The sequence below is a fragment of the Megasphaera sp. UBA4382 genome (genome assembly GCF_002391155.1).
Lineage (GTDB): Bacteria > Bacillota > Negativicutes > Veillonellales > Megasphaeraceae > Megasphaera > Megasphaera hexanoica.
In genome coordinates this window covers 21,704-44,486 of sequence record NZ_DGRS01000045.1, presented here as the reverse complement: position 1 = coordinate 44,486, position 22,783 = coordinate 21,704, and the positions used below count along the sequence as shown (strand labels likewise).

Here is a 22,783-nt window from a genome sequence, read left to right as displayed (position 1 = left end):
GGTAATGCTATGTACATTTCAAGTATATGAAACAGTTATGCCAAAATATAAAACCGACACAATCGGGAGTAGTATCCTCTTTCTGGTTTGTATTCCCGCCGCTCCATACCATAATATGTAAAATTTCTTTGCTCTCTTTGACAAAAAAAGTGGCCAGCAGGCCTCTGACAGGCATTCTGCTGGCCGTCCTATCTAAATGGACAAATTATAAGGTCACATCAACAGACGGATGGTCTTTGGTGACGACGCCGCTTACGACAGGGCATCCGAAGACGTTTTTCAGGATGTCCGACAGTTCGGCGATGACCGCATCAACCCGGTCTTTATTGAAATCGACGAATCCGTCGATAGGGAAGAACACATAGCTCGTATCAGCCGTGATTTTTCCGTGTTCGCTCTGGCGCCAGGTCCAGCGGCGCGTGCGGACTTCATGGCCGACGGCGTAGACGACTTCGTCTTCACCGGGCGCTTCTTCTTCCGTTTCCCCGAAAGGCAGGAAATGGTCGCCTTCCCGGGCGTAACGCATTTCCATATCTTCCGGCGACCGGCCCAGGTCATGGGTCCCCATGGGGATGGTATACTTCAATGACAGGGCATTGTTCAGGTCCACCAGCGGATTGATATGGGGCATCCCCTTGCCTTTGCTGATGCGGTTGAACATGGCTTCGACAGAGCAGGGGAAGCGGTTTGGGTTGAGGCCCAGCGTGCGGAACGCTTCGCGATAGGGCACGATGTCCGGCGATGTCTTGACTTTGACACCGTCGAATTTCTGCTGTGCTGCAGCGATGGATTCGTCCAGCATGGCTTCAATCTGCGGATAGGATTTGCTGTTATCTACGCCTTTAACGGCGACGACACCGATATATAAATCAGGTACGTTTTCAAAAATGCGGTCTTCTACGATAAATTTCATTTCTTGTTACTGTTCCTCCAGATTTTCTGTTGTTCTGCGGCTTTGATGAGTTCGTCCCGGAAATCGGGATGAGCGATACCGATCAGTTTTTCTGCCCGTTGCCACGTCGTAAGTCCGGCCAGATTGACCGCCCCGTATTCGGTGACGATGTACATGGTCTGTGCCCGCGGCGTCGTGATGATGTCACCGCCGGTAAAGCATGGTACGATATTGGAATGGCGGACGCCTTTCTTGTCCACCCGGCTCGACGCCATGGCCAGGAAGGTCCGGCCGTGTTCTGCCGTATAGGCACCGGTGACGAAATCAAGCTGGCCGCCGGTCCCACTGATCTGCCGCGTCCCCGCCGATTCGGAGCTGACCTGGCCGTAGAGGTCGCAGGCAATGCAGCCATTGATGGAAACGAAATGGTCCAGCTGACGAATCGTTTCCGGGTCGTTGACATAATGCATGGGCGCCGACAGAATGTCAATATTGTGGTCGAGGAACTCATAGAGTTCCTTCGATCCGCTGCAGATGGAAAATACGCCCTTTCCCTTCTGCAGGGTCTTACGCTTATTGGTGATCTTGCCGGCCTTATACAGGTCGAGGTAGCCATCGCTCATGAGTTCTGTATGCATGCCCAGGTCCCTGAGGTCTGACCCGGCAATGAGCGACCCCAGGGCATTGGGCATACCGCCGATGCCGAGCTGCAGCGTGTCTCCATCGTGGATGAAGGGAAAAATCTGGGCGGCAATCTGCTTATCCAGTTCACTGGCTCCCCGGCTTGGGGCTTCGCTCAGAGGCTGATCATTTTCAACGACAGCATCGACGTCGCGGATATTGATGTGATCATCGGCCATACCGTATATAAAAGGCATATGGGGATTGACTTCCAGGATAATCCGGTCAGCCGCATCGAGCATTTCCTGCATACAGCAGTTAGTCAGGCCATAGCTGAAATTGCCATAGCGGTCCATAGGCGATACGGTCACCATGGCCACGTTGACCGGCGCCTGGCCGCGGCTGTAATAGGAGCCGCAGAAGCGGAACATCATAGGCGAGAAGAAAGCCCGTCCCGTATCGATATACTTACGATCCAGTCCCGAGCAGTGCCAGAGGTTGTATGTAAAGGCCTGCCGCTGCGGGTCCTGTTCTACTATCTGGACAGGGCGCATCGATATGGCGTGGCGCACCTTCACGTCAGTGAGCTCATCCCGCCGTGCCGCCAGAGCCGCATCGAGAGCCGCCGGAAAGGAACAGGTCTGGCTATAATCGACCCAGTCGCCGGACTGGACGAGATGCACTGCCTCTTCGGGAGTGTGCAGTTTTTCCTGATATATTTCGAATGGATTCAAGAGTAAGACTCCTTTAAGAAAATTTCAAAATTCCCGGCCCATCGGCGCCACCATTATTTATACTGGTCGATGAGCTTCTGGAAGGCGGCAAAGCTGCGGTGGATCATATCAGCTTCGACGCAGTAAGAGACGCGGACGTAACCCGGGCAACCGAAGCTGTCTGCCGGTACGATGAGCAGGTTCAGGGCCTTGGCCTTGTCGGAAAATGCCTTGGCATCCGGTTCCGGTGATTTGACGAAGAGATAGAAGGCCCCCTGGGGATAGACGCAATCATAACCCATATCTTTCAGGCCATTGTACAGGAGCTTGCGATTGTCATCGTAGATGCTCATATCGCTGGTCTTGCCCAGGCACTGGAGGACGACATCCTGGAAGAGATGAGGCGCGCAGACGAAGCCCATGGACCGGCCGGCTCCACAGACGGCAGGATACACGTCTTTGTCCGATACAGAATCCGGTACGAGGATGTAGCCGATACGTTCGCCGGGAAGGCTCAGGGATTTGCTGTACGAATAGCATACGAGCGTATCGGGATAAATAGCCGGCATATAGAGGATTTCCAGACCGTCGTAGGTGATTTCCCGGTACGGTTCATCGGAAATAAGGTAGATGGTATGGCCGATTTCGGCACTCTTCTTAGTCAGGATGGCTGCCACTTTTTCCATCGTTTCCCGCGAATAGACCGTACCTGCCGGGTTATTCGGCGAGTTGACGATGAGAGCCCGCGTATGGGGGGTGATAGCAGCTTCCAGTTCGTCCAGTTTAATCTGGAAGTGATCCGTATCAGGAGGCAGCATGACTTTTTTGGCGCCAGCATTGGCAATAAAGACTGTATATTCCGGGAAGAAAGGTGCGACGACGATGATTTCATCATCAGGATCTTCGACGATAGCTTTAAGAGAAATGGTCAGTGATGCTGCAGCCCCGCAGGTCATGTAGAAATTATCGGCCCCAACGCCGGCATCATAGGTCTGATTCATATAGTCTGCCAGTCCTTTGCGAACGGCCAGATCCCCGGCAGCGGCCGTATAGCCGTGGATAGCGGCTGATTCCCGTGTAGCCAGGATATGTTCAATCGATTCCCGGATGCACGAAGGGGCCGGTACAGTCGGATTGCCGATACTGAAATCAAATACATTTTCTTTGCCTACCTTGGTGGCCTGGGCCTGTCCGTACGCAAACAGTTCGCGGATAGCCGAACCCTGGGAACCCAGTGCATACATTTCTTTATTTGCCATAGAAAATCACTCCTTTATGATGAATACCTATATTGTACCACAGGTTACCCCTGCAGTGCATTTGTTTCAACAGGCAGCACACAGACAAACCGGAAAGCATCATCCCGGCAAAGGCCGGAACGGTGAGAGAAGGGAGTACAGCTGGAGCCTTCCGATTCATCCATCTGCTGCCTGTCACTGGTTAGCGGCGGATTGCCGTCGTAATGACAACTCCGATAACGGCCAGTATGGCGATGATGATAAAAGCCATCATGGGCGTACCATTGGCAAACATGGGGCCGAGGGTCGAAGCGCCGATAAGATTGAGATTGACGATACTGAAATTCATGCCATAATTCCGGGAGCCATAGAATGAGGCAGCAAAGGCAGACCCCGTCGGCGGACAGGCGCCATAGGCCAAGCCCGTAAGGACAAAGGCTGTCAGAAGGACAGGCTGGCTGTGGCTCACATCGGCACCGGCAAGGGCAGCAGCCGCTGCCAGATAGACCACAGAGACGGTATACATAGTGACTTTGCAGCCCTTGCTGTCAAAGAGCTGCCCCGCCAGTACGCGGCCCGCGCCATTGGCGATAGAAATGACACCGGCAATAGCTGCTGCCTGTGTGAGATTTCCACCTACGAAAGTCCCGGCATACCCGGCAGAAATATTGATGATGGAAAGGCCGGCCGCACTCAGGAGGATGGCCCAGAGAAAAAACAACCAGAACGATTGGCGGCGGAGCATATCCTGCCAGCCGATTTCTTCCCGTGCCTCTTTTCCTTTGAGGAGAGCGCCCGACAGAGCTGCCGTAAAGTCTGCATCAGGCGGCCGAAGGATAACAACGGCCAGGGCGATGACGACGGCATAAGACGCGGCGATGAGGAGAAAGGTCATACGCCAGCCGGCAAGGCTAATCAGTGAGGCTCCAGCCGTGCCGAGTATCATAGCACCAAATCCAAATCCCATGAGAGCAATGCCTGAGACGAGGCCCTGTTTGTCCGGAAACCAGCGCATGATGGTGCTGATGGCCGCATTATAACCGAGACCCACACCGAGACCGGCCATGCCGCCGTACGTCAGGTATATGCCCATGAGGGATGTAATCTGCGAGGCCAGCCCGAACCCGGAGACGAGGAGGAGCGCCGCCAGGACGAGAGTTATCCTCATGCCCTTGCGGGCTGTCAGGACGCCTGATATGAGACCGCCCAGGCAGAACATGACCATAGAGATGGAAAAGGTGAGCGATGTCCCGCTCTTAGACCAGCCAAATTCCTGTTCCAACGGTATGCGGAATACAGACCAAGCATAAATGAGTCCGAGGAACAGCAGGAGAAAGACGCTGAGAACCAGGTAGGCCCAGCGTCTCTGTTTCTGCTGTATGATAAGCGCCGTCATCCTACCGCTGCCATACCGGCGGCGAAGGCTTTGCGGTTTACGTCAATGAAAACCGGTTTAACTGTCTTGGCAATGATCGGGTCCCAATCGATATCAGTCAGCCCCATGGCTTTGACCAGGGCTCCCAGCAAAACGACATTGGCACTCTTGGGATTTCCCACTTTTTCTGCAATCCCCGTCGCATCGAGAGCCATCGTCGACACGCGCTGGCGGAGCATGCCGATGATATCATCGGGATAGTCCTGATTACCGGTCAGGATTGGCATGGACGGGATACGGTACGTATTGACGACAGCCTTGCCATCTTTTTTCAGAAAATGAGCGTACCGGGCAGCTTCCATTTCTTCAAAGGAAACGAGGATATCCGCCGTCCCTTCCCCGATGATAGGGGAGTAGACTTTCGCACCGAACCGTACCTGGGTGCTGACACTACCGCTGCGCTGGCTCATGCCGTGGACTTCGCTCATTTTGACATCGTATCCATTTTCTATGAGACCCTGGGTGAGAATCTTGCTGGCCAGAATCGTCCCCTGCCCGCCGACACCGACGAGGAGTATGCTTTTTACATCGTTCATGATTATTCCCCTTTCTTTACGATAGCCTGTACCGGGCAGACCTGGGCACAGACAGAACAGCCGTTGCAGTCTGCCGGAGAGATACTGGATTTTTTCGTTTCCTTGTCAAAGCGCAGGGCCGGGCATCCTGTCGTAAGGCATTTGCGGCAGCCGATACACGCATCTTCCACCACTCCGTATACGGCTTTTTCTATAGTGAATTCTTTCTTATCAAAAGGCGTAAGTTTCTTCAGGGCACATGGCCATTTTGTGATGATGACTACCGGTTCATCCGTAATGGCAAAGGCCCAGTCCAGCGTTTCTTTCATAGCCGTCAGATTCTGGGGATTGACTGTACGGACGTTCCGGATGCCCAGGGCCCGGACGATGGTTTCAATGTCTAGCATGGTCGTGATTTCTTCTTTCAGATTATAGCCCGTGCCGGGATTTTCCTGATGGCCCGTCATGCCCGTCGTGCGGTTGTCGAGGATGACACAGATCGTATTGGATTTATTATAGGAGACTTCCATGAGAGCATTGATACCGCTGTGGAAGAAGGTAGAGTCGCCCATATAGCCGACGACGCGCTTTTGCTGACCACTCCGGGCAAAGCCGTGTACCATGCCATGTCCCATGGAAAAGACAGCACCCATATTGAGGCCCATATCCTTGGCATTCAGCGGGGGAGCACCGCACAGGCCATAGCAGCCGATATCGCCGAGCATGACTGTATTCTTGCGTTTGGCCAGTTCAAAGGCAAAGCCCCGGTGAGGGCAGCCGGCGCAAAGGACAGGCGGACGGGGGACGATGAATTCTTCTGGAACAGATACTCCATCATTTCCTGTACCCGTCAGTGCTTTCTGTACGATATCCGGGTTGAGTTCGCCTATATTGGGGATGATATCATGTCCATGGCATGGAATACCCGCAGCCTTGATCTGATCTTCCATAAAAGAGTCCAGTTCTTCCACGACATACAGGGTATCTACTTTTTCCGCAAAGGCACGGATTTTATTCATGGGAAGGGGATAAGAAAAGCCGATTTTCAGGACCGATACGCTGTCGCCAAATACTTCTTTTACATAGTTGTAGGCGGCACCGGATGTGATGATGCCCATATTTGTATGACCTGCTTCTTCTACATTCCAGGGACAGGTTTCGGAATACGCTGCCAGATCTTTCTCCCTCTGTTCGATGACGACGCGGCGTACGCGGGAAATAGCCGGTACGGGATCCATTTTTTCCGGCTGTTTTACATAGGGTACAGCCGGCACTTCTACACGGGCCCCTTCTTCTACGAGACTCTTGGAATGGCAGACACGGGTCGTCATGCGGATCATGACCGGCGTATGGAACCGTTCGCTGACGGCATAGGCTTCTTTAGTCATGTCCTTGGCTTCCTGGGAATTGGACGGTTCAAACATGCATATTTTGGCGAATTTGGCATAATTGCGGTTATCCTGTTCGTTCTGGGACGAATGCATGCCCGGGTCATCGGCCGATACAAAGACAAAGCCGCCATTGACATGGAGATAAGCGTAGGTAAAAAGTGGATCGGCCGCTACGTTGAGACCGACCATTTTCATAGCCGCAAAGGACCGTACACCGGAAACAGAAGCTCCGATAGCCGCTTCCATAGCTGTCTTTTCATTCGGTGCCCATTCGGCATCGATTTCTTCATATTTAGCTGCATTCTCCAGGATTTCCGTGCTCGGCGTGCCCGGATAGGCCGAAGCAAAGGTGACACCGGCTTCATACAGGCCCCGTGCCAGGGCTTCATCACCTGATATTAATTTTTTCATCATGATACCTCCTCATACATGTCTTTTTCAGTTATGGGATACTATACATCTGTCGGCAATATATGTGAAAGATATATGCCAACTTAAATAATGGTGATATATCCCCATTTCTTTGTATTTCTTTCGTTTTTCCAAATTAATTTGTATACATTTATTGACACACCTTTACAATTTTCCTATGATAGAAGAAATCAGGAGGTATGTTATGGAATCTATTTATTTTCTCGCAGCCAACGAAACTCTGAAGGAAGAAATAGAGGCAGTCCTCCGTCAGGCTTCTGTGGCAGAACAAAAAAATTACATCCCCACGAAGGTAGCTGTCCTCGATTTCCCCAACCGCTTCGAACAGGGCCGTCACCTCGTAGAGCAGGGAGCCCAGGTCATCATTACCCACACCGGACCATACTACGAATTGTCCCAGGCCATCCGGGATATCCCCGTACTGTGCCTGCATTATTCGACCAGTGATATTCTCTATACGCTCCATCAGGTAGAGAATTATGAAAAAATCCACCTGTTTCTCAGCCAGCATGTCATTTTCAACGAGGCTATGTGCTGGCCGGAAATCCGCAGTAAGATGGTCATTCATCCCTATAGTGCCGATATCTCCCCTGAGACGCTGGGAGCCCTGGCCGATGCCATTCCGGAATCACCAGGTACGGCTATCGTCAGCTGTCTGGTCATGCCGCTTCTTACGCACACACGGCTGCCAGTCTTTCCCATTACGCCCGGTGAATCGGCCATCTTGTCGGCCTACCAGTACGCCCATGACCTGGTACTTTTGAACCGGCGAGAACAGAATCAGATTTCCCTTCTGTCTTCCGTACTGAACAACGTAGACGAAGGCATCATCATCTATGATAAAAAGGGGAATATCACTCATTTTAATCCCAAGGCACACCATTTCCTGAAATTCCCCAGGACACCCGATACGATCCAGCATATGTTTCCCGATCTGGATGAAGCCTTCAAAAAACCGCCCTTTTTCCAGAACCGCATCCTGCACTGTCCGCCATACACGCTGGTAGCCACGACGCGGCCGTTCACGCTCAACGACAAGCCGTATTTCATCCTCAATATCCGCGACGTCACGGAACTGCAGCGCCTGGAAAAAAATGTCCGCTATAAACTGTCCCGGACAGGGCTCACGGCCCGCCACACCTTCAGCGATATCCTGACCAGGGATAAGGCCATGAAACGCTGCATCGCCACGGCAAAAATCATGGCGGCTTACAATGCGCCGGTCCTCATCCAGGGAGAAAGCGGCACCGGCAAAGAACTCTTTGCCCAGAGCATCCACAATGCCAGCCCGCGGCGCAGCGGCCCTTTCGTCGCCGTGAACTGCGCTGCCCTGCCGCCTGAACTGCTGGAGAGCGAACTTTTCGGCTACGAAGGCGGATCTTTTACGGGAGCCCGCAAAGAAGGGAAAGCCGGCCTCTTCGAGCTGGCCCACACCGGCACGATTTTCCTCGACGAAATCAATAGTATGTCCGCCAATATCCAGTCCAAGCTGCTGCGCGTCCTGGAAACGCGGCAGGTCATGCGCATCGGGTCGGATTATGTCATTCCCCTCGATATCCGCATCATCTCCGCCAGCAATGCCGATATCATCCCCCAGATCGAATCGGGGCGCTTCCGCCGCGATCTCTATTTCCGCCTCAATCCTCTGACGCTCGACCTGCCGTCTCTCAACGAACGGCCATCGGATATTTTTTACTTATTCTCCATATTCCTGGAACGGTTGACCGGCCATGCCGTCGAGATTCCCGATGCCCTGCGCCCGGTCCTGGAAAAACATCGCTGGTGGGGCAATATACGGGAACTATACAGCGTTGCCCTGCGGTATCATCTCTACGGTGAACAGGGAGACCCGTCATACGGCTACCTTTTTGACCAGGCCGGCCACGGCTGGACCCGTCGCGATGCCGATACGCTGCATATCGACCTCAAAGGGCTGCAGGATACATTGCAGCAGTCGCTCATCCACGGGCTCATCGAACAAGGGTGCAGCCATACCCAGGCGGCGCGCATCCTCGGCATCAGCCGTCAGGCTTTATACAATAAACTAAAAAAAGAATCGTAAAATATATCTATTCGTAGTATACTTACGGTAAAAAAGGAGGCAGTTTGTCATGTCTGGAACAATGAAAAAATTAGCTGCAGCCTATGCAGCAGAAGTCATCAAAAACCGGCGGTATCTCCACGCCCATCCGGAATTATCCTTCCATGAAACGAATACAGCCCAATGGATCCGGGACCATCTGGCAGCCATTGGCATTCCCACCCTGTCTGGTATTACGGGCAACAGCACGGTCGGCGTCCTCAAAGGAACACAGCCCGGTCCGTCCATCGGATTCCGCGCCGATATCGATGCTTTAGGTCTTACGGAAATGAATGACCTGCCCTACAAGAGCACCCATCCCGGCACCATGCACGCCTGCGGCCACGATGCCCATACGGCAGTCCTCATGGCCATGGCCGAAATCTTTGCCTCTCACCGGGAACTCGTCCACGGCACTATCTATTTCGTATTCCAGCAGGGGGAAGAATTTCTCCCCGGCGGCGCCCAGCAGCTGGTCAAAGACGGCATCATGGACCGCATTGACTATATGTTTGCCTGGCATGCCGCAGCCCTCGAAAAGGTAGGCACTGTCGATGTCGCCGCCGGCGTCCGCGAAGCCGCCGTCGGTACCTACGACATCAAAATCACCGGTAAAGGCGGCCACGGCGGCTTCCCTCACAAGGCCAACAACCCGGTCATTCCCGCAGCCGAACTGGTCAGCGCCATCAATCTGATTCCAGCCCTGAAATGCGATCCCCTGGAAAACTGCACTGTCTCTGTGAGCTATTTCCAGTGCGGTATAGACGGCGTAGCCAACGTCATTCCCGAACGGGTCAGCATGGGTGGCAATGCCCGCGTCCTCAATACGGATCTGCGCGACTTCGTCATGAAAGAAATCGAACGCCTGGCCAAAGCCATCTGTGCCGCTCACCAGTGCCAGTGCGATGTAAGCCTGGTCTATGGTTATCCGGCGAATACAATCGATGCCACATGCAATGACATATTCCGCAAAGCCGCCGCGTCCATGGGCCTTACGGTCCTCAACAACCCGCCCGTTCTCGGTGCCGAAGACTTTGCCTATTATGCCCAGAAGAAACCGGCGGGCATCGCCAAACTCGGCATGGCTGATCCGACCGGCGCCATCGCTCCCACGTCCCATCACAATCCCTGTTTCTATATCGATGACGAAAAGGGGCTTCCCCTGGCACTGGAATATATGCTCACAGTCTACGAAACGGCTCTGCAGGAGCTGATGTAATGTCAGGATAGACATGTATCTTGACAGAAAAGATTTTTTCAGTATAATTTAGATATATCACATTTTAAAAATTTAAGGTGATTGCAAAAAGTAATGAAGGAAAGAGTAGTATGACTGGACTTTCCAGAGAGCTGCCGCCTGGTGCAAGACAGCAGGGACGGTCATATGAAGTACATTCCTGAACTGCCTGGCTGAACCGTGAGTAGGCCTGGCCGGCAAGCTCCCGTTACAGAGCGCAAGAGCTGATCTAAATATTTTAGATTAACAGGGTGGTACCGCGGATATATTTCGTCCCTCACGTACCGCCCTTTTTTGTTACCATCATCATGCTATTGTTATATTACAGAAAGAGAGTGATTCCTATGACAGACGTAAAAAAACTTGTAGAAGAATATGGTGACCAGATTATAAAGAACCGCCGCTATCTCCATGCCCACCCGGAACTGTCCTTCCAGGAAACGAATACGGCAGCCTGGATCCGGGACCATCTGACAAAGGCCGGTATCGAACTGATGCCGGGCATTACGGGCAACAGTACGGTCGGCTTCCTCAAAGGCAGCCAGCCCGGCCCGTCTATCGGACTGCGCGCTGATTTCGATGCCCTGGGCCTCACGGAAACGAATGATCTTCCCTACAAGAGCACCAATCCCGGCGTCATGCACGCCTGCGGCCACGATGCCCACGCCTCTATCCTCATGGCCGTTGCCGAAACATTGGCCCGTCACCGCGAACTCGTCCGCGGCACAGTCTATTTTGTCTTCGAACAGGGTGAAGAATTCCTTCCCGGCGGTGCCCAGCAGCTGGTCAAAGACGGTATCATGGACCACATTGATTACATGTTCGCCATCCATGTCAACGCATCGGCCCCGCTCGGCCAGATCGATATCCACGACGGCGTCCGTTTTGCCGCTGTCGGTACATACGACTTCAAGATCCGCGGCAAAGGCGGCCACGGCGGATTCCCCCACAAGGCCAACAACCCTATCTTTGCAGCGTCGGAACTGGTAAACGATATCGCCCTCATTCCGGCCCTGAAATGTGACCCTCTGGCCAATTGCACCGTCTCGGTCAGCTATCTCCACTGCGGCGTCGAAGGCGTAGCCAACGTCATCCCCGAAACGGTCAGCATGGGCGGCTGCGTACGCGTCCTCGATACGGATCTGCGCCAGTCAGTCATGGAAGAAATCGAACGGCTGGGCAACAGCATCTGCGCCGCCCATCAGTGTGAAGTCAAGACCACCATGGTATATGGCTATCCGGCCTGCAAAAACGATGCCTCCTGTGTCTCTATCATGCAGGACACGGCTGGCGCTATGGGCATCACGGTTATCGACTGCCCGCCCAGCCTGGGTGCTGAAGACTTCGGCTATTTCAGCGAACAGAAACCGGCAGCCGTCGCCTGGTTCGGCATGGGCGATCCGACCGGTACCCACGAACTGACACCGCATCACAACCCCAAATTCTACCTGTATGACGAAAAAGGCCTGCCCCTGGCCTTGGAATATATGCTTTCCGTATACCTGAAAGCAGCCAATACACTATAAAAAGGAGTTGTTACTATGAATGCCCTGGTTGCCCTCGGCCTGATCTTTCTCATTTATTCCATCGGCGATTTCATCGCCGACAAGACAAAGGCTTTCGTCTCTATGCTTCTGGCCTGTGCCGTCATCTTTACAGCCGGCTTCTGGCTGGGCCTGCCCAAGACGATTTTTGCCGATTCCGGTCTCATCGCCTTTGCCAAGATTACCCTCTGCATGTTCCTCATCCATATCGGTACGGCCATCAAGATCAATGATTTCGTCAAGGAATGGAAGACCGTCTTCGTCACCTTCTTTGCTACCCTTTCCGTAGCCGGCGGCGTCTTCTTCATCGGAAAATTATTCATCGACGCCTATTACGCCCTGGTAGGCGCCCCGGTCCTGGCCGGCGGGGTCGTTGCCTATCTGGTCATGTCTCCTATAGGCGATGTCCTGGGACGCCCCGATATCAAAGTCTTTGCCGTGCTGGTCCTGGTGTTCCAGAATTTCGTCGGCATCCCCATTGCCAGCTTCTTCTGCAAAAAAGAAGGGGACCGGGTCCGCACGGAATTCAACAACGGCACCCTCTCTAACGGAGAATCGGGAAAGAATTTGAATCTCCGTCTGTTCCACATACCGGAAAAATACAGTACGCCCAATATCATCCTCTGCAAACTCTGTTTCATTTCCTATGTTTCCATGCTCCTGGCCCAGGCTACGGGCATCAGCATCCTCATCTTCGGCCTCATTTTCGGCATCATCCTTCATGAACTGGGCCTTCTGGAAGAAAACTGCCTGACAAAGGCCAATGCCCTGACCTTCGTCATGGCCGGTGCCGTCGCCCTGATTTTCGTCGGCCTGACCAACACGACGCCAGACATGCTCCTGGGCATGATTGCGCCTCTCCTGGTCGTCCTGGCCGTCGGTACGGTCAGCTGCTCGGTCATTGCCGTCATCGTCGGCCGGATTGTCCGTTTCGACTGGAGGCTTTCCATCGCCATGGCCGTCACAGCCTTTTTCGGCTTCCCCGGTACATACCTCATCTCCCTGGAAGTATCCCGCGCCTGTGGCAGGACGGATGAAGAAAAAGAAGCCATTCTGCATTACATCATGCCTAAACTGGTCATCGCCGGCATTGTATCCGTATCAGTCGTCTCCGGCCTCCTGGCCAGCATCATGGTCCACTGGATCTGATCTGTCTACAGATTTCTAACGGCAGAACCAAAAGGGGGAATCTGGCATATTCTCATCCATGATAAACTAAAAGGAAGCCGCAACAAAACAGCCTTGAGTGGTCATTTTGTTGCGGCTTCCTTTTTTCTGCCCTTATTCGATGCAGGCCTTACTGAAAATAGCCGGGAAAAGATTGTTTAATCATTTCCTTTTCTTCATTATACCGGTTCAGATGTGTCCGGGCCAGTTCATAGGCCTTATCCTCATCGCGGGCTTCTATGGCATCGATGAGCTGCATATGATCGGCCAGGACCTGGGAGGCAGGCATGCACTGGAAACTCAGGACAATCGCCCGGTCGAAATGCGGTGCCGCCGCTTCGACGATTTCACTCCAGTAGGGCTTTCCGCACAGCGTATAGAGGAGTCCATGAAATTTCTTATCCAATTCAAAAATTTTGCGCACCTGCTTGCGGCCAATGTAATATTTCCAGACAATGACGTTTTCCCGCAGCCGGTCCAGATCATCTGCCGTCAGTTTCCGGCAGGCTTCCCGGGCGATTTCCGCTTCCAGGACGGCCCGCAGCTGGCGCACTTCTTCCACCCGGTCTTCGTCAATGTATGAGACAAAGGTGCCTCGCTTGGGCATGACGTCGATGAGATGATTCTTGTGCAGGTCCAGAATGGCCTCCCTGATAGGCGTGCGGCTTACCTGAAACAAATCGCAATATTCCTTCTCGATAATCCGTTCACCCGGTTTGATTTCTACATTGACAATATTATAAAGCAAACAGCGCCGTACATACTGCCGCGACGACTCATCTTCTTTTTTTGCCAGAATTTCCATACCCATCACCTGTTTCAGCCTGGTTCATGACGCCAGAAGCCGCTTTTTATATAAAATAATCGGGGTAGAGCTGCATCAATTTACGGATACCCGTTTCCTGATTGGCCATATGCTGGCGGACCAGCCGGGCCGCCTTATCGCCCTCATGCGATTCTATCGCTTTCAGCATATCTTCATGGACAGAAAGGGGAATTTCTTTCGGTTCCAGAAAGGCATTGAGCACGCGGGCACGGGAATAATCGAGGCTGGCCCGCATCAGGGTCTGCCAGATATGAGGCCGGCCGCAGCCAGAAAAAACCGTTTCATGGAAGGCATTGTCCGCTTCAAAAAAAGCCCGTTTATCACCGGCATCTGCCGCTTTCTGCTGGCGCTCCAGGATTTCATACAGCTGCCGGAGGCAAGATTCAGGGAGGCCCTGACAGGCTTCTGCCATGACAGCTTCTTCCATGACAACGCGCATAAACCGGGCTTCCCGTATCATCTGGGTATGCAGCCTGGCCACAAACGTACCGCGCTGGGGAAAAATATCCAGCAGGTGATCCTGCCCGAGATGGATGAAAGCTTCCCGTACAGGCGTACGGCTCGTCTTCAGAAGGTCTGCCACTTCCTGTTCAGACATGGCCGATCCCGGCGGCAGATGGAGTGACATAATATTATCATATAACATGCGGTATACGTAAGAACGCACCGTCTCCCGCTGGAGAGGTGGCGTAATTTCCAAATCAATCATCGTTATCACCTGATTCATGTAGAATAGCGGACGGATCTCTCATCATTTGAAAAAATCAGGATGGGCCGCCCGCAGTGCCGCCAGGTCTATGATGATACGGTCGATGTGTTCATTGATGTCCCGTTCCGCCTGGTCCGTTTCATGCTGCCGTATATGAGTCACGAGCGACTGGTGCTTGGCATAGACAATATCCATTTCTTCTGTATTCAGTACGGAAAGCGCGCGGGACCGCAGATAATCCAGATTAGCCTGCATCAGTGTCTGCCAGACGTGGGGCTTGCCGCAGCCGGCAAAAATGATGCCGTGCATTTCATTATCAAGGGTCATGAAGCGGGCACTGTCGCCAGCATCCATGGCTTCTTTCTGATCGTTCAGAGATTGGTCGAGCTGTTTCAGGTACATGTCCGGCAGCTCCTGACAGGCCAGCCGTATGACGGCCCGTTCGAGAGTCAGGCGCATAAAACGGTTTTCTTCGATGAGTGCCGTGTCGATTTTAGAAACAAAGGTCCCCCGCTGGGGCAGGATTTCCACGAGCCCATCCTGAGATAAATGGATAAATGCTTCCCGTACAGGCGTCCGGCTGATATCCAGGTAGGAAGATACTTCCTGTTCGGAAACAGCCGTTCCCGGCGTCAGGCGGACTGCCATGATATTATGGTATAACAGCCGGTATACATAGGCCCTGACATTTTCCCGTGGTTCCATAGGTGTAATGGTAAGTTCAATCATACTGTAACCTCGCGCAGCAAAAGATAGCTTGCCTTCTTTATAATATCGATATTCTTATAATGATATTATAGCATACCGTCAATACATAAGCCAGTTCTAATATACGTCCGCAACAGGTAAAAAAGGACTGCCAGACAAATTGTTTTTCTGCAGATGAGTTTAACCGTCACGACAGATATTTCCTTTTGCCATATCTGATATGGCAAAATTTAAGAAAATGCCTGCCGCATGATAGCAGAATTCTTCATGCGACAGGCTTATGAGTCATTCCTTATTCAACTTCAGCAATGATGGTAACCGGTGCGCTATCCACGTCCAGTGCCCGGATAGGTGCTACGATGATACTCTTTACGGTTTTTCCTTCGAGAGGCGACAGCATCATATCTTCAATGACGGTCACGAATTTATCTGTATAATAACCCAGCAGCCAGTGATGGGCTTCCGTCGCATAGTCATTGCATACCGATCCAAGGGACAGGGAATCGAGGCCGATAGTGCAGAGATTGGGGAAATTTTCTACGAGATATTTGCACAGGCCGGGATGAGCACTCGGATTTTCGTATTTGTATCCCTGGGGATTCAGTTCCTTCTGTTTTTCAAAGCCCGTACGGAACAAGAGCAGTTTCGCTTTGGCAATCTGATCCTTGTAGGGCATGACATCTTCCGCCGTAATGACTTCCTTAAACGTTTTTGGGATGTCGAGGATAAGGATTTCATCGCCCTTGAAGCAGAAGTAATCCATCGGCAGTTCTGTGATTTTAGGCCCCTTGGCATTGAAATGACGCGGTGCGTCATAGTGGGTGCCGTAATGATTGGGAATCGTCATGACCGATGTATTGCAGTAACTGCCATCGATACCGATGATATCATGGCGGCCGGAAGTATATACGGGGGCATCCGGCCAGGCAATCTGTCCTTCTGCAATGGGATAAGAAAGATATACGTACATAGAGACTCACTCCTTTTCTATAACAGGTAACTCACTTATTTCTTTTCTACAAAAGCGACGGCACGGATAGGAGAGCCGGAACCATCTTTAATCTTGAGAGGCAGCGTGGCAAACAGTACTTCATCGGGAAGAGTTCCCAGATTATACAGATTTTCAATAATCAGGATGCCTTTGGGGAGAAGTGTCTTATGGGTTGGGTCCGTTCCGCCGAATACATCGAGAGCCAGGGCATCACAGCCGACGATTTTCACTTTCTTTTCTGCCAGATACTGGGCACCATCTTCAGCCAGGCCCGGCCAGTCAGACAGGAATTCATCATAATCCGGTTTCAGGGCATACCGTTTGTCCCATCCGAAATGGAGCAGTACGACGTCTCCTTCCTGGATTTCTACATGGTCTTTTTCCCAGGCGATGATATCATCCTTATGGAACAATCCCAATGCACCGACCTGAGTCGCTTCGATTTTGACAGCATGACCGAAGAACTGTTTGAGCGGCACTTCATCGACGGGAGTTGCACCAGTTATGAAATGGCGCGGTGCATCGAGATGAGTACCACAATGTTCGCCCATCGTAACGGCATAATGAGTGGCCGGATCTCCCATTTCTGTCGATTCTACAATATTGTGATAGAAATGCTGATGTGTCGGCCAGACCGGCATGCCTTCTTCCATGGTCAGCGTCAGATCGACGACATCCATTCCTTCTAATACAGCAGCTAATTCTTTCGTGTTCATGTGAAAACATCTCCCTTTCTTACGTTCACGTACTTATCTATAGTGAAGACAACCTTATGCTTCTGCCTGTTCTCCATCTTTGTGTACCGTTTCCTTGATGATAGTCAGCGGGATATAGGACAGAGCCAGCATGATAGCCAGTACGACGTAGTGGGCCGTAAACCCATAGGTTTCAATAATCCAGCCTGCCGTCGGGGCAGCGAAGAACCCGGAAAGACCGAGGGCAATACCAATCATCAGACCCATAGAGGAGCCGGCCGATTTGGGCAGGGAATCGATGAGCAGGGCATACATGACCGGGAATGGCGAATTACGGAAGAGGCCCCAGAAAATGAGGATCATCCAGGCTGACATTTCCGTATTGATGAACATGCAGGCCAAGGTCGCAACAATCCAGCCGGCAGTGATGATGCGCAGGGCAAACTTACGGCCCGTAGAATCCGATACCGTACCCCAGCCAATCTGGCCAATCCAGCCAGTCAGGCCGGAAGCACCTGAAACGACAGCAGCAGCAGCCAGAGAGATGCCGGCAACCGTCGTCAGCTGCAGGGTCATAAATGTGGTGATAGCCGCTTCAGACCAGAGGAAAATAAAGATCGTGATGATAGCCATGACACAGTTGCGGTTCTGGAGGCAGACGCCGACGTTTTTGACCATTTCTTTAAGAGACGGTTTCTTGCCTTCGGCTTCGACTTCATCGAGCGGTTTGGTCATCTGATGGTCTTCAATCCATTTATAAACTTTTTTCTGATTCTTTTCCGTACCAAAAATCAGCTGCAGGATGATGATGGGGATAGCCAGGAGAGGAACAAAGGTAAAGGCGTCATGCCAGGTACCGACGGCCAGGATAAAACTGATGACGACAGGTCCCAGGAACTGACCGAAGGGGAAGCCCGTGTGATGGACGCCGATGGCGAAACCACGATGTTCTTTCGGCCACCATTCACCGATAATCGCTACGTTTACCGGTTCAGCACCACCAGTCCCCATGCCGAGGACAGCCAGTGCCGCACGCATGGCATTGACGGTCGTACACATAGCAGTCAGAATGCCTCCGATAGCCGCGACGACCATGCAGCAGATCCAGGTCCAGCCCCGTTTATAGCCGGAACCGACAGAGTCAGAAAGGATGCCAAAGAACGTAGCACCGATGAAGGCGCCGATGAACATAGCCGAATTCAGGAAGCCGACTTCAGTAGCACTCCAATGAAATTCTTCCATAATAGCCGGCAGAACGGTCGGCAGAATGATACGGGATACGGACGTAGCCAGAATGGCCAGGGTCGTAACCAGCAAAAGGATCCATGATATAGGATGGGCCTTAGGCATTTTCATACAGATACACTCCCTTTTCTTTTTTCCTTCATGATACATAATAAAATAACAGTAAGCTTCATTTTCCGTTCATCAAAGACGTACGGTTCTTCCTCCTTTCCTCATTACCTGAACGATGCCGGGACACATTGCGATTTATCGTTCGTATATACATATATTCTTTTATATCCGCACCTCATTGATATGCTAACATTCTAGCACCTGTATGATGAATAATCAACAAATACAACACATTTTTGCATACATATTTCTCATCGCTTTATCTATAACATTGCCTATTTGTAATATAACTTTTTTTTATAAATAAAAAATAAACGGTAACTGCCACAAAAAGACAAGGCCAGTCCCTGTGTCGCGTGTAACGTTAAAAAAAAGATGGAGTCATCACATTACGCAAAAAACGTAATGTGATGACTCCATCTCATATCGGGCATAATTAATCAAAGGTAAGGATGATTTTCAGCACTTTATCAGGATGTTCGTCGTTAAAGGCAAAGGCTTCGCCAGCTTTTGCAAAGGGGAAGGTATGGGTAATGATTTCTTTTGGCTGTACTTTCCCATCTTTGAACCAGCCGATGACTTCGGGGAAGCGGTGGTTATTGAGCCGCGTGCCGATGATTTCCAGTTCCCGTCCCATGATGTCTACCTGGCGGATAGGAAGTTCCTGTGTCGTAAAGCCGAGGACGACGATGCGGCCGGCCTGGCTGGGCAGGTCGCGGATACACGTAGCCAGGATTTTCGTATTAGCCGTCGCTTCATAAATGAGGTTGAACCCTTCGCCATTCGTGAATTCCTTCATGGCATCGACTATATCCGTCGTCTTTCCATTGACGACCATATCGGCACCCATTTCTTTCGCTTTTTCCAGACGGCTTTCGACGATGTCGAGGATGGCGACTCTGGCCCCCTTCATCTTGGCAACCTGGAGAATGATCAGGCCGATCGGGCCGGCACCGCAGATGAGTACCGTGTCATCCCCGGTGAGGCGGCCGCGATGAGCGACCTGGGCCCCGATGGAGTACGGTTCTACTGTTGCCGCGATTTCCCAGGGAATATTGTCAGGCAGCTTATAAGCCTGGCGGTAGTCGGCAGCGACGTATTCCTGGAAACCGCCATCGCGATGGACACCCATGACCTGAAGGCTGGAGCAGACATTATGCCGGTCGTGCTGACAGGCATAGCAATGACCGCAGGAAACGACAGGATCGACGGCTACCCGGTCGCCGACAGCGATATGTTCCGTCTGGCTTCCCACTTTGACGACTTCACCGACAAATTCATGGCCGACGACGCGGGGATAGGTTGCAAAGGCATTTTTCCCATGGAAGATATGGACATCAGAGCCACAGATACCGGCAGCTTTCACTTTTACCAATACCTGGGTTTCCGTAATTTCCGGTATATCCCGTTCGACAACGGCAATACTACCCGGTTTTTCAACTACAACTGCTTTCATGACATTTCCTCCTTCGTATGAGCACATATATATGACAGGACTCAGCCTACATATTTCTTCAGGACGGCACGGACAGCGCCAGGACCGGCAATGAGTTCTTTGAAATAGCCTTCGATGACTGGTTCAAGGCCCACTTCTGAAAGGTCCATACCGCCAAAAATATCGCGGTTGGACAGGATGGGATGCAGCGCCCCTGAGGCCGTTTCCGGATGACCGAAACAGACGCCGGCAAGGGTCTTCTGCAAATCTTCCAAAAGAGGATCCGGGCTGGGCGTAAACGCATTTCCCTTATCGTCTATACCGAGAAGGTAGCGGCACCAGCCGGCAATGGCCAGAGGGATATATTTCAGGTCTTTGGCCTTATCGCCATAGGCTTTGATAGTAATACCATAGCGGACGCCTACTTTCTGCGACGTGTCCGTAGCAATGCGCTGAGGCGTATCGGGGACATTGGGGTTGGGCAGCCGTTCTTCCAGCAGTTCATTGATGAATGCCTTCGGATTGAGGACGCCGGGATTAACGACGACGGGCAGCCCTTCATCATAACCGATTTTTTCAATGAGCCCTTTGAGCTGGGGATCGCCGATTTCATCGGAAATCTTCACATAACCCAGAAGGCAGCCGTACACGGCCAGGGCCGTATGGAGCGGATTGAGGCAGGTTCCTACTTTCATGCGTTCGCACTGGTTGACCGTTTCCCGGTCTGTAAAGATGACGCCGGCTTTTTCCAGGGGCGGACGACCGTTGGGGAAGGTGTCCTCAATGACCAGATATTCCTGCGGAGCTGCGTTGACAAAGAGGGCATAGGTGCTGCGGCCGGCTTTGATATATTCCGTATCAGCAAAGCCGCATTCTTTGAGATACGACTGTACTTTCGGCGACGGGCCCGGTACGATTTTATCGATCATGCTGTAGGGAAAAGCCGTTTTTTCTTCAATGTATGCCGTAAAACCTGCATCGGTATATCCCTTTTCTTCCCACGCTCTGGCAAAAGTCAGGAATGCCTGGCGGATCCGTTCACCGTTGTGAGAGCAGTTATCCATGCTGACAAAGGCAATGGGGCTGACACCTGCTTTATACCGGGCATAGGTAAGGGCCGTCAGACTGCCCATGGCACTCTGCGGGTGGGCCGGGCCTTCCTGCAGATCAGACGCTACATCGTCATAGTAGTTGCCATCATAGTCCTTAAGATTATACCCTTTTTCCGTAATGGTAAAGCTGACCATCTGCAGCGACGGAGCCGTAAAAATATCGAGCAGGCGCTGCCAGTCGGCCGGTCGGCTTTCTTTGACGGCTGCCGATTCACAGACGCTGCCGATGACTTCTTTGCCGAACTGCCCATCTGCTTCCATGGTCACGTTGACATGGAGGTTGTCATAAGGCCGGAACACATCGTCGACGACGGCCGCATTATGAGTCGTGGCGGCAATGATGCCTGTATGGGCCAGGCCCTGGTCGAGAAGGCGCTGCTGGAGGACAGCGATATACGCGCGGAACAGATTGCCGCTGCCGATATGGAGCCATTGCGGCGCTTTTTTTGTTTCCTCTATGACAACTTTGTCATTAAACGAATAGAGAGTAAATCCTTTTTCTTCCCAAAGAGAACGATTTTCAGCAATTTCCTGCCGGTTCAGATGCAACATACACAATCCCTCCACGTAATAAATTTCATAGGTAAATCCTTAAAACTGCCCGCACAGGCGGTTGATGGCATCCCAGAGGCCACATATATAATTCGCACCGAGCGCGCGGTCATAGAGGCCGTAACCAGGCCGTCCTTCTTCACCCCAGATCATACGGCCATGGTCGGGACGGATAGGCCCATCAAAGTGGATATCATAAAGCGCTTTGGCAATTTCAAACATATCGAGAGAGCCAATGGCCGATTTGTGGGCAACTTCGTTGAATACCCACGGTTCATGCACCTGGACGTTGCGCAGATGGACGAACTGGACGCGGTGCTGACGGCCGAATTTGCGGATAATATGGGGGATGTCATTCTGGCGGTTCGAACCGAGAGAACCGGTGCAGATAGTAAAACCATTGCTTTCACTATCTACCATAGCCGCGATTTTGTCAAGGTCTGCTTCATTTTTGACGATGCGGGGCAGTCCAAAAACGGAAATAGGCGGATCATCGGGATGAATGCCCATCTTGATGCCACATTCTTCGGCTACGGGCACGACGGCTTTCAGGAAATAGGCCAGATTCTTGCGCAGGCCATCTTCATCCATGCCTTCATACTGTTCAAAAAGATGCGATAATTCCTGGAGCCGTTCCGGTTCCCAGCCAGGCAGGACAAAGCCATTGCTGTTATCCAGGATTTCCCGGGCCATATCCTGGGGCGTCTTGCCAGCGACGAGATGATAGTCATAAGCCAGGCAGGTCGAACCGTCATAGAGAGGTTTGGCCAGGTCCGTCCGTGTCCAGTCAAAAATCGGCATGAAATTGTAGCAGACGACTTCAATCCCTGCTTTGGCTGCATTTTTCAGCGACTGGATGTAATTTTCAATATACTTGTCACGGCTGGGCAGGCCCAGTTTGATATCTTCATGGACATTGATGCTTTCCAGGTCTTTGAATACGAGATTGTGTTTTGCCGCTTCTTCTTTGATATGAAGCAGCGGTTCGACAGGCCATACGTCGCCGACGGGGATATCAAATAACGCCCCGACGATGCCGTCCATCCCGGGAATCTGGTCAATCTGCTGCAGTGTAATATTATCATCTTTTTCGCCATACCAGCGAAATGTCATTCTCATATGAATAGCCTCCTC

At 52.0% G+C, this 22,783-nt stretch carries 19 protein-coding genes and 1 other annotated feature; of the genes, 4 read left to right on the top strand and 15 right to left on the bottom strand.

Translation table 11 applies throughout. The annotated features are described in order from the left end of the window. Positions 1-205: 205 nt before the first annotated feature. The 6 genes from B4H10_RS05085 to iorA form a co-directional block, all read right to left on the bottom strand. Positions 206-913 (bottom strand): B3/B4 domain-containing protein, encoded by a 708-nt coding sequence (locus B4H10_RS05085; RefSeq protein ID WP_059076282.1) that lies wholly within the window; start codon positions 911-913, stop codon positions 206-208. After that, a complete protein-coding gene (locus tag B4H10_RS05080) occupies positions 910-2,247 on the bottom strand; it encodes an acetyl-CoA hydrolase/transferase family protein (protein WP_075581736.1) in 1,338 nt (445 codons plus the stop codon). Before B4H10_RS05080 ends, B4H10_RS05085 begins: the two co-directional genes overlap by 4 nt. Before the next feature lie 53 nt (positions 2,248-2,300). Continuing rightward, positions 2,301-3,485, bottom strand: coding sequence for a pyridoxal phosphate-dependent aminotransferase (locus B4H10_RS05075; RefSeq protein WP_292018318.1), 1,185 nt, complete (start codon positions 3,483-3,485; stop codon positions 2,301-2,303). Positions 3,486-3,666: 181 nt separating this feature from the next. Next, positions 3,667-4,860, bottom strand: a complete 1,194-nt coding sequence (locus B4H10_RS05070; RefSeq protein ID WP_292018317.1) for an MFS transporter — start codon at positions 4,858-4,860, stop codon at positions 3,667-3,669. After that, positions 4,857-5,435: an indolepyruvate oxidoreductase subunit beta gene (locus tag B4H10_RS05065; RefSeq protein WP_292018316.1), complete on the bottom strand. Its 579-nt coding sequence runs from the start codon at positions 5,433-5,435 to the stop codon at positions 4,857-4,859. Before B4H10_RS05065 ends, B4H10_RS05070 begins: the two co-directional genes overlap by 4 nt. Positions 5,436-5,437: 2 nt before the next feature. Then, on the bottom strand, positions 5,438-7,219 hold the full coding sequence (gene iorA / locus B4H10_RS05060) for an indolepyruvate ferredoxin oxidoreductase subunit alpha (RefSeq protein WP_257536612.1): 1,782 nt from the start codon (positions 7,217-7,219) through the stop codon (positions 5,438-5,440). Between the two features lie 202 nt (positions 7,220-7,421). On the opposite strand from iorA, the gene B4H10_RS05055 reads away from it, so the two are divergent. The 4 genes from B4H10_RS05055 (at position 7,422) to B4H10_RS05040 (ending at position 13,247) form a co-directional block, all read left to right on the top strand. Then, positions 7,422-9,299 carry a sigma-54 interaction domain-containing protein gene (locus B4H10_RS05055; RefSeq protein WP_059076276.1) on the top strand — a complete coding sequence of 626 codons (1,878 nt, stop codon included), beginning with the start codon at positions 7,422-7,424 and terminating at the stop codon, positions 9,297-9,299. A gap of 49 nt (positions 9,300-9,348) precedes the next feature. Continuing rightward, on the top strand, positions 9,349-10,536 hold the full coding sequence (locus B4H10_RS05050) for a M20 metallopeptidase family protein (RefSeq protein ID WP_292018315.1): 1,188 nt from the start codon (positions 9,349-9,351) through the stop codon (positions 10,534-10,536). Positions 10,537-10,620: 84 nt separating this feature from the next. Further along, positions 10,621-10,835: a binding site (T-box leader), on the top strand. A 63-nt stretch (positions 10,836-10,898) separates the two neighbouring features. Next, positions 10,899-12,080 (top strand): M20 metallopeptidase family protein, encoded by a 1,182-nt coding sequence (locus B4H10_RS05045; protein ID WP_240937109.1) that lies wholly within the window; start codon positions 10,899-10,901, stop codon positions 12,078-12,080. 15 nt (positions 12,081-12,095) lie between these two features. Beyond that, on the top strand, positions 12,096-13,247 hold the full coding sequence (locus B4H10_RS05040; RefSeq protein ID WP_059076274.1) for a hypothetical protein: 1,152 nt from the start codon (positions 12,096-12,098) through the stop codon (positions 13,245-13,247). A 148-nt stretch (positions 13,248-13,395) separates the two neighbouring features. Here B4H10_RS05040 and B4H10_RS05035 read toward each other — a convergent pair whose 3' ends face one another. The 9 genes from B4H10_RS05035 to uxuA form a co-directional block, all read right to left on the bottom strand. Further along, complete coding sequence (locus B4H10_RS05035) at positions 13,396-14,070, bottom strand: GntR family transcriptional regulator (RefSeq protein ID WP_059076273.1); 675 nt, start codon at positions 14,068-14,070, stop codon at positions 13,396-13,398. Between the two features lie 46 nt (positions 14,071-14,116). Then, positions 14,117-14,800: a GntR family transcriptional regulator gene (locus B4H10_RS05030; protein WP_059076272.1), complete on the bottom strand. Its 684-nt coding sequence runs from the start codon at positions 14,798-14,800 to the stop codon at positions 14,117-14,119. Between the two features lie 42 nt (positions 14,801-14,842). After that, positions 14,843-15,529, bottom strand: coding sequence for a GntR family transcriptional regulator (locus tag B4H10_RS05025; RefSeq protein ID WP_113855221.1), 687 nt, complete (start codon positions 15,527-15,529; stop codon positions 14,843-14,845). 271 nt (positions 15,530-15,800) lie between these two features. After that, positions 15,801-16,478: a cyclase family protein gene (locus B4H10_RS05020; RefSeq protein WP_059076270.1), complete on the bottom strand. Its 678-nt coding sequence runs from the start codon at positions 16,476-16,478 to the stop codon at positions 15,801-15,803. A 35-nt stretch (positions 16,479-16,513) separates the two neighbouring features. Further along, entirely contained in the window at positions 16,514-17,215 is a 702-nt protein-coding gene (locus B4H10_RS05015) for a cyclase family protein (RefSeq protein WP_059076269.1), read from the bottom strand. Between the two features lie 54 nt (positions 17,216-17,269). Next, positions 17,270-18,550, bottom strand: a complete 1,281-nt coding sequence (locus tag B4H10_RS05010) for an MFS transporter (RefSeq protein WP_059076268.1) — start codon at positions 18,548-18,550, stop codon at positions 17,270-17,272. 436 nt (positions 18,551-18,986) lie between these two features. After that, positions 18,987-20,006: a zinc-binding alcohol dehydrogenase family protein gene (locus B4H10_RS05005; RefSeq protein ID WP_059076267.1), complete on the bottom strand. Its 1,020-nt coding sequence runs from the start codon at positions 20,004-20,006 to the stop codon at positions 18,987-18,989. Positions 20,007-20,047: 41 nt separating this feature from the next. Continuing rightward, positions 20,048-21,649, bottom strand: a complete 1,602-nt coding sequence (locus B4H10_RS05000) for a mannitol dehydrogenase family protein (RefSeq protein WP_075581727.1) — start codon at positions 21,647-21,649, stop codon at positions 20,048-20,050. Positions 21,650-21,688: 39 nt separating this feature from the next. Further along, complete coding sequence (gene uxuA / locus B4H10_RS04995) at positions 21,689-22,768, bottom strand: mannonate dehydratase (RefSeq protein ID WP_059076265.1); 1,080 nt, start codon at positions 22,766-22,768, stop codon at positions 21,689-21,691. Positions 22,769-22,783: the final 15 nt, after the last annotated feature.